Source organism: Nostoc sp. FACHB-888 (genome assembly GCF_014696655.1).
Lineage (GTDB): Bacteria > Cyanobacteriota > Cyanobacteriia > Cyanobacteriales > Nostocaceae > Nostoc.
Genome location: NZ_JACJQM010000002.1, coordinates 21,196 through 34,801, shown reverse-complemented (window position 1 = coordinate 34,801; position 13,606 = coordinate 21,196). Strand labels below are relative to the sequence as shown.

Sequence of the window (13,606 nt, the reverse complement as noted above, 5' to 3'; positions counted from 1 at the left end):
ACTGACCAATTGGTTTTTTACAATCAAAATACGAGATAATTTTCCAAAGATACAGGGGTAAATTCCAGTGGTTCAGCAACCAGAACTCCAGGAAAATTCGTCGATACAGTCAATGCAGCGCGTGCTTAAGAGTTTAAGCACTTACCGATGGACTTCGCTAGGAGCATTGGTGAGTCTGTTGCTGTTGACGATCGCAAACGCAGTTACTCCACAACTATTTCGGTGGGGAATTGATCAGGGTATCACGCAAAAAAACCTCCAAATTGTGCTACATAGCGCCGCTTGGCTGGTACTTGCGGCGATCGCTCGTGGTGTATTTAACTTTGGACAAAGCTATTTGGCAGAAGCAGCGTCTCAAGGTGTGGCATACGACCTGCGAAACAGAATTTTCAGCAAAATTCAAAATCTCAGTTTCAGTTATCATGACCAGGCGCAGACTTCTCAACTGTTAACCCGTGTCACCAGTGACATAGAGCAGATCCGTACCTTTGTTGGCACTAGCCTGATTCAGGTCATTGCTTCAGTTGTAACATTGGTAAGTATTTCGGTGGTTTTGCTGCTGATGAACTGGGAACTAGCGCTGATTACGCTAACGGTAGTCCCCCTTAATGCATGGTTGATGGGACAATTTGTTACTCGCAATAACAAACTTTTTCGGCAAGTACAAGAGCAACTAAGCGACCTCAATGCTGTATTACAAGAGAACTTGCTAGGAATACGGGTAGTAAAAGCGTTTGTGCGGGAATCCACCGAAAGGTCGCGTTACACGACCATGAATGATTCCCTAGTGAAGGCAAACATGAAGACCATTAGCGCCATCCACAATACCTTCCCGTTTATCTTTTTGCTGAGTAATTTGGTAACATTGGCAGTTTTCGCCTACGGGGGAGCGCAAGTAATTGGGGGTAAATTCTCCATTGGCGAACTGGTGGCGTTTAACTCCTACTTAGCTTTGATTCTCCAACCAATTTTGTTGATTGGATTTGCTGCACCAGCGATCGCTCAATCAGCTGCTTCCGCCGAACGTGTCTACGAAGTTGTAGATGCAGAAGTAGAAATTCGCGATCACCCTGGCGCTGTCCCATTTGAAACCTGCGGCGGTAGAATCACCTTTGAAAATGTTTCCTTTCGCTATCCAGGAGCTAGCACTGGAACTCTCAAAAAAGTTTCCTTTGAAACAAAGCCCAACGAACTAATTGCCGTTTTAGGGATGACTGGTTCCGGGAAAAGCACAATTATGAACTTAATTCCCCGCTTTTACGATGTCACAGGGGGAGCAGTTCGCATTGACGGACGAGATGTAAAATGTTTCACGCTCAAAAGCCTCAGATCGAAGATTGGCATTGTATTTCAGGAAACCACCCTCTTCTCTGGCACAATCCGCGAAAATATTGCCTACGCAAAACCCGATGCAACCCTAGAGCAGGTAATTGAGGTTGCAAAAACCGCCCAAATGCACGATTTTATCAGTAGCCTACCCGATGGCTACGAGACGATTGTAGGTGAACGGGGCGTGGGCTTGTCTGGTGGACAAAAACAAAGAATTGCGATCGCTCGTACCTTACTCACCGATTACAGCATTCTGATTTTGGACGATAGCACCTCAGCTGTGGATGCCAAAACTGCTGCCCAGATTCAAGCCGAACTAGATGGCTTAATGCGCCAAAAAGCTTGTACAACTTTTGTAGTTGCTCAACGCATTAGCACCGTTAAAAATGCCGATCGCATTTTTCTAATGGATAAAGGACGATTGGTGGCACAAGGTACACACGAGGAATTGATGCAAACCAGCCCACTCTACGGTGTGATTTTGGAATCTCAAGTAAAGGCGAAAGAGAAAAATGATACCAAATTAAATAAATAGTATTGCTTGAGATTTTTATACAGCCTTGTAATCAAGACAAAGACTCTTAATTTAAAATTCAAAATTGCTATGAGAGGCACAGTTCCCGTTGTTGCATCTGAAGATCAAGCGAGTCAGCAACTCTCCACCCTACAACGCTTTTTGCAATACCTGCTACTTTATCGCAAAGATATTCCCATCGCCCTGACATTAGTATTTATTGGTGCCGTAACCCAGACAATTGGGCCGTTTTTTATTGGTTGGTCGATTGATCACCTTATTGCACAAGGGAATTTGCAGGGACTCCTACTGTTATTAGGACTACTAGCGCTGAACTACGGATTTGGCGTATTAGCAATCCGGGGTCAAATCATTCGAGTCGGCTGGATTATGCAGCGATTGCTGGCTCAACTGAGGCAAGATATTTTTATTAAAATCCAAAGTCTGCCCCTCAGCTTCTTTGATCGCAGTGAAGCGGGCGATTTAATGAGCCGCCTGCTGAATGATGTTAATACCGTAAATCAGGCATTTGGACTGACGATCGCTCAAATGCTAGGCAACACTTTTAGTTTGGTCGGTATAATCATTGCGATGCTCTCAATCAACCTGCAACTCGGCTTGTTGAGTAACCTGGTTGTGCCACTGATGATTTTTACCACAAGCTTGTTTGGACGTTGGGCAAGAGCTAGGTTTCGCGTTACTCGACAGACGATTGGGGAACTTTCCGCCAAGTTAGAAGAAGATATTGGCAGCGTCCGAGAAGCACAGGCATTTAATCGTGTACAGATGAATATCGAAGAATTCGACGTTCTTAATGCCGCGAATCGTGATGCTAATGTCGAAGCTGTAGCAATTACTTCAGCCTTTTTGCCCTCCATCGATTTTCTCAACACACTAGCAACCGCAGGTGTGCTGGCTTATGGTGGCTATCTTGCGGTAACAGGGGGTGCAACAGTCGGTGTGGTGACATCATTTTTACTTTACGTCCAGCAGTTCTTCCGCCCAATCCAAATTCTCAGCCAGTTTTACACTCAAGCTCAATCTGCCTTCGCCGGATTAGAGCGAATCTTTCTATTGCTCGATGAACCGTCCCAACTCAAAGACGCACCCGATGCGACAGAAATGCCGCCCATTCACGGGGAAGTGACATTTGAGAATGTCAAGTTTGGCTACAACCCAGATCAATTAGTTCTCAAAGGAGTGAATTTGCACGCCTATCCAGGACAGATGGTTGCGTTAGTAGGGCCGACCGGTTCAGGAAAAAGTACAATTATTAACTTGATTTTGCGCTTTTACGATGTATCTGGCGGTGCAGTGAAAATTGATGATATTGATGTGCGTAGCGTTACTCAAGCAAGTCTGCGGCGACAAATTGGCATTGTCCTGCAAGACAATATTTTATTTAGTGGCACTGTCGCCGAAAACATAGCCTTTGGCTCTGCCCATGCTACCCAAGCTGATATCGAAGAAGCTGCACAACTGGCAAATGTGCATGAGTTCATTACCTCACTACCACAAGGCTATACAACTCAATTGGGTGAACGGGGAGCGCCTTTGAGCCAGGGACAGCGACAGCTAATTAGTATTGCCCGTGCGGTGTTGATTAACCCTCGAATTCTGATTCTTGATGAAGCCACCAGCAGTATTGATACCCGTACAGAAGCGCTAGTACAAACTGCGATCGCTCGTTTGCTACAAGGTCGTACCAGTTTTGTAATTGCCCACCGTCTCAGTACAGTTACCCAGGCAGATCAGGTATTAGTAATTCAGCAGGGACAAATTGTAGAGCAGGGCACTCACGCCGAACTCATCAATCAGCAAGGTGTCTATGCCAACCTCTATGCCCTGCAACTGGGTGCAGCAGACACAACAGTTCTTCAAAACGAAAAGTAAAATATATATAGCTCTAATTTATCAATTGCCAGCAAAGAAATGAAGTTACCTGATCTCGATTCACAAACCATCGATCGCATTATTGAAATGGCATGGGAAGATAGAACATCTTTTGATGCCATTGAGGCTCAGTTTGGGCTGCTGGAAAAACAGGTAATTGCCCTAATGAGGCGCGAAATGAAAGAATCTAGTTTCCAGATGTGGCGAGAGCGAGTCACCAAACGCACTACAAAGCATTTATCTAAGCGAGAATTTATTGCAGGTCGGTTTAAATCGCATAATCAAAAAACGTAAGTAATTAGGTGAAAACCACTACATTCAGAAGCACAATGACGAAAGTTACACTCTACATTGCAGCTAGTTTAGATGGCTACATTGCTCGCAGCGATGGAGAAATTGATTGGCTATCGCCCCTTGACATAGAAGGTGAAGACTACGGTTATACTGCTTTCTACGAATCGATTGATGCGATCGTGTTAGGTAGCAATACTTATGAAGTAGGGCTTGGTTTTGATGAATGGCCTTATCCGGAGAAGAAATCCTTCGTTTTCACCCAGCGCCATCTCCAATCTGACCGTGAAGACGTTGTGTTTGTTTCTGATCCAGTGGAGCCAGCCTTAGCAAATATAGAGGCTCAAGGTTATAAAAACATCTGGTTAGTTGGTGGCGGAGCATTAATCAATTCGTTTCTTCAACACAGCTTGATTGATGAATATATTATTTCAATTATTCCAATTATCTTAGGTGGTGGTATACAGCTTTTCCCACCGCCTAGCCCTGAAGAAAAATTGGAACTAATTAACTCCAAACAATATTCTACTGGCTTACTCCAAGCACATTATAAGCGAAAAGAAAAGGTTTAAAAATGCATAATTCATAATTATGCTTCAAGTGGTGAGAAGTTCAGAAAATTTAAACACCACTTGAAACGTCACTGCCGTTATTAGATATTGGGTACAAAGCCTTTTTAATTACGAATTACGAATTAACTAAAGAAGCTTATTAACAGCTTCGCTAAACTGCTCGTAAGGCGAAACTCCTACGATAGTTTCTGCTAAATTACCATCTTTAAAAATTAAAACTGCTGGAATACTGCGAAGACCAAATTTTTTGAAAATTGGCTTGTTGTTGTCAACATCTACCTTAACAACTTTGGCGCGACCTTTGTATTCCTCGGCAAGTTGCTCCATTAACGGACTAACGAGGCGACAGGGGCCACACCAAGTAGCAGTAAAATCAACAACAACGACTTTCTCTTCACTTCCAGTTAAAACAGTATCAAATTCGCTTTCTTCAACGTAAGCAACTATGTCAGTATCTGTAGACATTTTTTAATCCCTTAGTATCAAACTAAAATTTCAGCAAAAAGCTAACTATACAAACTATACTCCCTTCTGCCTGTCAGATTCACCAGCCGTCTACATTGGTAAATCTCCGCAACTGACTTTTGCTTAAAAACGTAAATTTAACGAAGAGGCAGAGGGAACTTAAACTATCCCCCTTGCTCCCTGCTCCCTTGCCTTTTCTTCAAGGCGTAGAGTCGTCAAGAGTCATTCTCTTGAGCAAATAGTTCTAACAACCCAATTGTGCCTACGAAAAAAGTATAAGTAGCATATTTTATTGGTATCTTTTGTCTTGACGGTGCATAAAAAGCTGCTATAATGCTTTCGATAAAATGGCTAGTCATGGCAAAACGCTCAATCCAAAAAATTGGATTGAGGCTGCTTGGTAGATTACTATTAGTTATTACGGCATAAATATTCCACAATTCCAATCCAATTGCGCTTGTTATAAGCACTATGGATATAATTTTTATAAAGGCGAAAATGTCTTTTTTTATAAACTTTAAGTTCATACTATTCACTAAAGAATTGTTTATGGTGTATTTAGCCTGCCATACTCGTAAACACCACGAGTAATGTAGATTAAATCACAAAATATTTAAAGAATGGTAAAAATGTGGAATAATACATAAGTGTTAAATGTAATTGTATTTCATAAATTACTAAAAAAGGTAAAGCTATGATTGCTCAACATTACAATTCAATTCATGTTAAAAATAACTTGCTTAAACAAATCAAGATTAAAGAAAATCAGCTAAAAATTGCACAAGAATCTAATATGCTCCATGTAGCAGAAGCATTACAAAACGAATTATTAACGTTACAGTGTCAATTATCAGAGCCGCAAGACGTTGAAGTTCAAGCGTTGATGAGTTTGCTAGATGATTAAGATTGTAAATTTATATTGCAAAGTTTATTAAAAAACAAAAAATCTGTTACCAAAAAGCATGGCTACTGATTGCGATGCCTGGAGGTTCTAAGGTCTCATAAAAGCATGATGATTCTTACTTAGTTAAGATATTAGGCTTTTGCTGGGTATGTGGTCTTTTTAGGTGCTGGACTAAATCAATCTTAAGAACAGGTTCAATTGAGCGCAATTGCCTTAGCCTAAGAATTTTAATTTCTCTGTCAATCAACTTTTTTCCTTGCGTGAAAAAAATTTGAGAGTTATATGGAACTAAGTCACGCGATAAATTTTGAGCTTGTGTTGTAGTCAAACTACGAAGGGGTGGTTCAGCATTGACAGAAGTTTGTATAGCCAGGAAAAAAGCTGTTGAAACCACTAAGGGTTTTATTTTTATGTATCCGGTGAATATCAGGTTTAACATGATTAATACATCTATTCGTGAATAGTTTCAAACCATTTTGTGTTGATCTGATTATAAGCAAAGTATACTTATTAGCTTGCTAATTACCTCCCACAAATGGGTGAATTAATCAGCTAAAGTACCTTGTAAATAGGTGTAACTGGTCGAATTCATTTAAGGTGCTAAGGAGGAAATAGCGCTGCTGGGTTGGGCGGGTGCGCTATGGATAGCACAGCACTCTTGCGAATGTGCCAACTTACAACTTGGAGATGAGGTCGATGAACTCAGTGATACTGCTGTATTAGATACTTCCGTCTGTAGCAGCCAATACTAAATTATGAAATTGTATTTTATACAAGCAGCATTAACCAAATTAACAAAATTATCAACTTGGCTATGGGCTTAACCATACTACTTAGCATAGACTTTGTGCTTACTAAGTTTTAGAATAGTTTAATATAATTTACACTAAAATATCTCAGTATTTTAACTGTTGCCTTACCTGTTAATACTTACTTAATATGTAGCACAATATTTCCTATTATCTGAGCCATTGTGAAACCTCTGTTACAGACTTACTTAGAACAAGAAATCTGGATATTAGTACGAGATAAGTGGTATTTTGCCACAGTTGTTGGAGTTTGGGATGATTTATTATGGTTTAAACATAGAACTTACAACAAAGATACAGAAGAGGATACTCTCTGGGAAATGGTTGTAAAAATCAGTGAAGTAGTTGCTATTGATAAAGTTAGGTCTGTTATTAGTAGAAAAGCAGACGTGCTTATTTCACGGTTACTAGAAACTGAGCAAGGCATCATTGATCATCATCAAGATCATGAACATTAATTAGCTCAATAGTAATAACACTTGCTTGTCTCCTCCATGAATGGATAAAACTTGAGACAAGCAGTATATATAAATCAGTAGGATGGAAGATTAGCGGATCTCATCGCTCTGTTTAGGTTGATTGCCGATAGATACATTACGTTAATCTAACCTCAACGTTTTTCTTGTACAGGCGATGCCAACGACGGACTACGCCTACACTAAGACAATAAAACGGAAATCTAATACTATTCTGATAAACTATCTTAAATTTGAAATTATAAAAGCTGGTAACTCAGGGCTGATAACTAATTATGAGTGAAGCCTTATTCTGTATCGAAAATCTGCGAGTTGCCTATCCTAGGCGGAGTGGAGAAGAAGCAAGCTGGGCGGTTGATGATGTATCTTTCACCTTGCAACCAGGTGAAAGAATGGGATTGGTGGGAGAATCGGGTTGTGGTAAGTCAACTATAGGACGGGCAGTAATGCGTTTACTACCAGCCTCTAGTCGGATTGAGGGAAGGGTAACATTTCAAGGACAGTCGGTGTTTGACTTGATGCCTAACCAATTGCGGAAATTTCGGGGAGAAACGATCGCCTTAATTTTTCAAGATCCCATGACACGCCTCGATCCGTTGATGACGATTGGTAAGCATTGTATCGAAACCCTTCAGGCGCACTCACCAGAATTATCAACCCGGGAAGCCAAAAAAAAAGCACTTGCTACCTTAGCAAAGGTGAATATTCCAGCTAGTCGCTGGAATCAATATCCTCATGAGTTTAGCGGTGGAATGCGGCAACGGGTAGCGATCGCTTTAGCTTTACTCCTCAACCCCAAGTTAATCGTTGCCGATGAACCCACCACCAGTTTAGATGTCACCGTCTCCGCACAGATATTAAAAGAATTAACTCGGCTGTGCGGTGAAGAAAACATGGGATTGTTGCTGATTTCTCACGATTTAGCAATGGTGGCTGAGTATTGCGATCGCATTGGCGTTATGTACAACGGCAAAATGGTCGAAATGGGTTCTACAGAAACCGTATTTAGACACCCTCAACATGAATACACGCGATCGCTCTTAAAAGCAGCTTTACACATTCAGGCAGTAAAGGATAATGGAGAATTGATAATTGCCAATGACTCAGAAAAGCAATTACCGATTATTAACGATAAATCCCCAATTTTGAGTGTCACTGAACTTAAGCAACACTACACCATAGAACCTAACTTTATTGAACGACTGTTTAAAACACAAGCTCAGACAATTAAAGCAGTAGATGGTATCAACCTAGATATTTATCCCGGAGAAATTCTCGGCTTAGTTGGGGAATCAGGTTGTGGTAAAAGTACGCTATCACGAACAATCTTGCAACTAATTCGTCCCACTAGTGGCAAAGTTGAGTTTTTAGGACAGGATTTAACTAAACTGTCGCGTCAGGAAATTCGCTCCTCACGGCGACAAATCCAAATGGTTTTTCAAGATCCCCATGCTTGTCTTAATCCGGCGATGACAGTGGGACAAAGTATCGCTGATCCTTTATTTATCCACAATCTAGCCGATCCCATTAAGGCAAAAGAACAGGTTTTGTGGATGCTAGAGAAAGTTGGGTTAACACCGCCAAAAGTGTATTATGAGCGTTATCCATCAGATTTGTCTGGGGGACAACAGCAAAGAGTTGCGATCGCTCGTGCTTTGATTACTCACCCTAAACTTTTGATCTGCGATGAACCCGTAAGTATGTTAGATGCTAGCGTGCAGTCGCAAGTGCTGGATTTGATGTTGCAATTAAAGGAAGAATTTGAGTTAACTTATCTGTTCATCACTCATGATCTTTGGTTAGCTCGATTTTTGTGCGATCGTATTGCCGTAATGAATGGCGGTAAAATTGTCGAACTCGGTCTTACAAAAACTATTTTTGCTAATCCTCAGCACCCTTATACCAAAACCTTACTAGCTGCTGCTCCCTTACTAGCACGCGCATAACCAAACAAAGTGAGGAGTTATGAATTACTAACTCCCAACTCCTAACTCCTAACTCTCTTCCCTTCCCTCAAGTAATTTAGTTGGTTCTCCACCCGAACCATATAGTTCAACGAATCTTTTAAACAGCAACGCAGTCTCGTGATTTGAAGCTCTGCTCAAGTTAAATAAACGCCCTACATTTTTATCAGTTAAAGCTCTTAGATACGGCAAATCTTCAAATATTGTCAAACAAGCAGCAAAATGCAATATTATTTGCAATAATGGCTTTGGCCACTCTAGATTGCTATAAATATCTATAAAGAACTGATGTTCTGAGTCATTTAACGGGAAAGCATGAAATATAACAATTATCCTTTTGTTATTGTAAACTGGGATACTCAGTTCAACAGTGTAGGGACTATGTAATATTAAATCTACCTCTACAATGGGTTGCCGCCAAATTCTCAAAGGATTAGCTGGAGAATCTAATATTGTTTGGAATTTGATTATTCCACCAGTGCTTGTAGGCTGAAAGTGGCTAATTTTAAAAATTTTCAGGTTATTAAGGCTAAAACTATGAACTGTTTCTAAATGTTTTAAGCTCAACAGATGATAAATTTGGCAAATATAAGGAAACGGTAAAATATACTCCTGGCTAATCATGTGGAGCTTTTTTACTTGAAGCTTGTTAGCTTGAGTACGAGCGAGATATTCTTGATATTGGCTGGGATCTAAATCATTGCTATTGAAGCTTTCTTCAGGCTTGAGATATAACCAACTCAGAAAAAAGAAAGAGGCAGTTAATAGCTGAAATATCTCTATGGGAGATAAATAACCATCAGCAAATGCAGCTATACTTCTATCAGTTATTCCGAAAAGCCAAGATGGAATACCAAATGCCCAGATGTTACTTTTGATTTGATCTATAAAAAGTGCTATTTCAACATTTGAGACATAAGTATTTTTATTTACGCTTAGTTTATTATTATTTTTAAAGCAATTAGTAAACATAATATTCTGATTTATTAATATTAGTAATCTATCGGTTTATATTTATATTAAGTTTAATGACAATACATTAAGCACAACCTCTATCTTTAGCTGTATATAGAAGTTGTATTTTTTGATATTCATTTAAAATAAATTCTCATGAGCCTAGCTAAACAATTCAAGCCATTCTTAGATGTAACCCTAAAGCCTACGCATATTACAGCCAGAATAAGATTCTTTGTAAGTTTCGCTATTTATTAAAGAATGCGATATTGTATTCTCTGATGCATAAAATAAAAATAAAAACTTCGCAAAAATCTTTCTGTTAGCTGAGTACAAAAATTGAAAATATCTCAATTTTACAAAAGCGGTATATAGAGATTTAAATAAAAAAGTTGTTTTTTGGTGGCATGAGAAACTTATCTAATTAGGACGGCGTAAAAAAATCGAACTATGTAAATATAAATAGGATTTCTATATCTACCGAGATAACTGAGATATAGGCGCTTGTCTATCAAAAGGGTATATCTAACTTGTCAACAAGACGAAATCCTCTCAAATCTTAGAACTGCGGACATAGCACAAAAAAACGAATCAGGAATTATAATTTGTTCTTTGTTAGCACTTCTACCACTTTCATCTGAGAACTTTTAACACCTAGTATCCAAAAAATAAAATAATTTATCTTGTTTGATGCCAAGCTATCTGGGGAGAATATATCGAAACTCCAGTGAGGTTAAGCAATGGTTAATCAAACATACACAGCTGATGTCTTAGTTGTCGGTGGGGGAACCGGAGGTACTGCGGCTGCTATCCAAGCGGCGCGACGGGGAGCCAAAACGATTCTGGTGAGTGAATTTTCTTGGTTGGGGGGAATGCTGACTTCGGCTGGAGTATCCGCACCCGATGGCAACGAATTAGAAGCCTTTCAAACAGGGTTATGGGGTGCCTTTTTGCAAGAATTGCGACAACGACAGTCAGGTGGATTAGATAACAGTTGGGTAAGCTTTTTTAGTTACGATCCTCAAATTGGGGCAGAAATTTTTGCAGATTGGGTGCAGGAATTGCCAAATTTGCACTGGATTTCTGGAAAAGTGCCAATAGATGTGTTTCGCCAAGGTGATTCTATTACGGGTGTGCGCTTTGCTGATTTTGCTGTCACAGCCAAGATTATTCTCGATGGCACAGAATTAGGAGATTTGTTGGCTTTAGGTAAAATACCTTATCGCTGGGGCTGGGAATTGCAATCTGAGTGGGGAGAACCCAGCGCCCCAGTCTCTTTTAACTCTTTAACTGAGAGATATCCGGTGCAAGCGCCCACTTATGTAGTGATTATGCAAGATTTTGGTGAAGCGATAGCCCCAGAAATTCTGGCTGCGCCTAACTATAATCCATCTCAGTTTACAGGTGCTTGGGATGGCTATGGAGCAGAGACATTTTTGAATTATGGACGTTTGCCTGGCGGCCGATTCATGATTAATTGGCCAATCTGTGGCAATGACTACGGCCAAGGAGTAGGGCGATTGATAGAGTCAGATGTATCCAGAGATGAATTCATTCAAGAATCTCGCTGGCACAGCCAAAATTTTGCTCATTTTATCCAAAATCAGCTTGGTCGTCGCTATGGTTTAGCAGAAAAAGTATTTCCTCACGCCTCTACAGCTTTTGCACTGCATCCCTATTATCGGGAAAGCCGCCGCTTACTGGGGCTAACTACTATCCGAGAACAAGATATTTTACCGATCGCTGGAGGGAGAGTTGCATCCATATTTAATGATGCGTTCGCCCCTGGCGTTTGCGAAGCAATCGCAGTTGGTAACTACGCCAATGACCATCATTATCCTGGTGTTCAATTCCCACTGCAACCAAAATCTATCTTTTGGGGGGGACGCTGGACTGGGACTCCTTTTACAATTCCCTACAGTTCTCTCATTCCAGCCACAACAGATGGTTTCTTGGTTTGTGAAAAAAATATTTCTGTCTCCCACATTGCCAATGGTGCCACCAGATTACAACCTGTAGTTATGGGCATTGGTCAAGCAGCGGGGATGGCAGCAGCGATGTGTGTTGAGTTAGACTGCCAACCAAGGGATTTATCTGTTAAGGCGCTGCAAATGGCTTTATTAGAAGATAATCGCTCAAAAACAGCAATTATTCCTTTATTTAATCTTCCACCCAATCATTCGGATTGGCTCCACTGGCAACTGTATTATTTAAATAACCCACAAGCCTATCCAGGTAGTGGTGATTGTCCTTGCCAATCGTGGAATGATTCCCCTGACTCTGCTTTTGGCAAGGCATTAATTCGGGACAGTAACTGTTTCAAAGGCATTTTTTATCGCTTAAATCAGCAGGAATATAAATTCACTGTCACAGCACCAGCAGCATATCAAGGGCAAAACTGGCAGCTTGTGACTTTGCGATCGCATATCGACAAGCAATTACGCACTTATCCTCACGAACAATTAGTTACATTGTGGGGTCATCAGAACCACTTTGGTAATTGGTTATTAGTGGAACATTTAAATGGAGGATAAGAAGAGTTTATTTTCAGTAAAACACAATACTTTTTGGTGAATTGTCCGGATATTAATCAAAAAGCTAAGTATCAGTGAAGTGGAGAGTTCCAAAATAGACATCTGCTATGCGTGCAGCCATTTCACTTTTAGTATCGAGTCTGGTGTTCGGCCCCTTAGCTTCTAACTGCCAAGTAATGGTCAATCACTTATCCTATGGGTTGTCTTCCACGCCTGCTTCGGAACAGTGGCTCTCGGCGGCATCTGAACAAGCTTCAGATGATGCGCCACGTCATCGCGGTAGTGGGCGCAGAGAAGTGACACAAAAACCCGGAAATACCTATGTTGTGGTTTAACTTCCCTAAGGTAATGCTTTTTTTTCAAAAAGAAACAAAGTACCAGAAAACACAATGTTGTGCTAACATCGGTTACACAGCATTTTCGGCAGATATATATACAGTTGACACACGAAAATCTTCAGCGATCGCTTAGTATTTCAACTGCAAGCTTTGTATATATAGTTGGCATCAATCCTGGCAATCAAAACGCAAATTAAATTAAGTGCCTTGATCCACAGCATCACCAACTTCTCAAAAGGCACACAACTGTTGCTCATATTCGGTGGGAAGCTTTGCGTCTCAATCCTCAAGCGTTATAGAAATAGATGTTACTTAGGCTCTCAGTTAATCTAAAGCACATCTAATTCAGACAATTTGCTTGTTGAGGAAACAGTCTTAAGGTAAATTCACTTTATTCCCAAACAGGTTTCTCATATATTGAGTATCTGACTATCTACATCAGGAAATAATTGATCTTCACTCCGGCGTTTGTTTAACGTCCTTTGCCGAAGCATAAAATCTTTTTCGTTGCATCTGAGCTTATCTAGGGCATAGATTCGCATAAGTAGTATAGGTTTATTGCA

The 13,606-nt window shown here is 40.4% G+C and carries 12 protein-coding genes; 9 read left to right on the top strand and 3 right to left on the bottom strand.

What is annotated here, in order from left to right; translation table 11 throughout:
- The first annotated feature begins 67 nt into the window (after positions 1–67).
- The 4 genes from H6G26_RS01490 to H6G26_RS01475 all read left to right on the top strand — a co-directional run bounded on the left by H6G26_RS01490 (position 68) and on the right by H6G26_RS01475 (position 4,599).
- A complete protein-coding gene (locus H6G26_RS01490) occupies positions 68–1,864 on the top strand; it encodes an ABC transporter ATP-binding protein (protein WP_190727587.1) in 1,797 nt (598 codons plus the stop codon).
- 69 nt (positions 1,865–1,933) lie between these two features.
- Positions 1,934–3,736 carry an ABC transporter ATP-binding protein gene (locus tag H6G26_RS01485; RefSeq protein WP_190727586.1) on the top strand — a complete coding sequence of 601 codons (1,803 nt, stop codon included), beginning with the start codon at positions 1,934–1,936 and terminating at the stop codon, positions 3,734–3,736.
- 39 nt (positions 3,737–3,775) lie between these two features.
- Positions 3,776–4,030, top strand: coding sequence for a TIGR03643 family protein (locus H6G26_RS01480; RefSeq protein ID WP_190727585.1), 255 nt, complete (start codon positions 3,776–3,778; stop codon positions 4,028–4,030).
- Positions 4,031–4,065: 35 nt separating this feature from the next.
- Positions 4,066–4,599 carry a dihydrofolate reductase family protein gene (locus H6G26_RS01475; RefSeq protein ID WP_190727584.1) on the top strand — a complete coding sequence of 178 codons (534 nt, stop codon included), beginning with the start codon at positions 4,066–4,068 and terminating at the stop codon, positions 4,597–4,599.
- Between the two features lie 126 nt (positions 4,600–4,725).
- On the opposite strand, the gene trxA is transcribed toward H6G26_RS01475, so the two are convergent.
- The gene (trxA, locus tag H6G26_RS01470) at positions 4,726–5,064 is read right to left on the bottom strand and encodes a thioredoxin (RefSeq protein WP_190727583.1); all 339 of its coding nucleotides are present in this window, start codon (positions 5,062–5,064) and stop codon (positions 4,726–4,728) included.
- A 215-nt stretch (positions 5,065–5,279) separates the two neighbouring features.
- On the bottom strand, positions 5,280–5,591 hold the full coding sequence (locus H6G26_RS01465) for a hypothetical protein (RefSeq protein ID WP_190727582.1): 312 nt from the start codon (positions 5,589–5,591) through the stop codon (positions 5,280–5,282).
- A gap of 167 nt (positions 5,592–5,758) precedes the next feature.
- Here H6G26_RS01465 and H6G26_RS01460 point away from each other — a divergent pair, with 167 nt between their 5' ends.
- The 3 genes from H6G26_RS01460 to H6G26_RS01450 all read left to right on the top strand — a co-directional run bounded on the left by H6G26_RS01460 (position 5,759) and on the right by H6G26_RS01450 (position 9,199).
- Positions 5,759–5,968, top strand: a complete 210-nt coding sequence (locus tag H6G26_RS01460; RefSeq protein WP_190727581.1) for a hypothetical protein — start codon at positions 5,759–5,761, stop codon at positions 5,966–5,968.
- A gap of 973 nt (positions 5,969–6,941) precedes the next feature.
- Positions 6,942–7,235, top strand: coding sequence for a hypothetical protein (locus tag H6G26_RS01455; RefSeq protein ID WP_190727580.1), 294 nt, complete (start codon positions 6,942–6,944; stop codon positions 7,233–7,235).
- Between the two features lie 293 nt (positions 7,236–7,528).
- Positions 7,529–9,199, top strand: coding sequence for an ABC transporter ATP-binding protein (locus tag H6G26_RS01450; protein ID WP_190727579.1), 1,671 nt, complete (start codon positions 7,529–7,531; stop codon positions 9,197–9,199).
- A gap of 48 nt (positions 9,200–9,247) precedes the next feature.
- On the opposite strand, the gene H6G26_RS01445 is transcribed toward H6G26_RS01450, so the two are convergent.
- A complete protein-coding gene (locus H6G26_RS01445; protein WP_190727578.1) occupies positions 9,248–10,189 on the bottom strand; it encodes a hypothetical protein in 942 nt (313 codons plus the stop codon).
- Between the two features lie 722 nt (positions 10,190–10,911).
- Here H6G26_RS01445 and H6G26_RS01440 point away from each other — a divergent pair.
- On the top strand, positions 10,912–12,705 hold the full coding sequence (locus H6G26_RS01440) for an FAD-dependent oxidoreductase (RefSeq protein ID WP_190727577.1): 1,794 nt from the start codon (positions 10,912–10,914) through the stop codon (positions 12,703–12,705).
- 107 nt (positions 12,706–12,812) lie between these two features.
- Positions 12,813–13,040: a hypothetical protein gene (locus tag H6G26_RS01435; protein WP_190727576.1), complete on the top strand. Its 228-nt coding sequence runs from the start codon at positions 12,813–12,815 to the stop codon at positions 13,038–13,040.
- Positions 13,041–13,606: the final 566 nt, after the last annotated feature.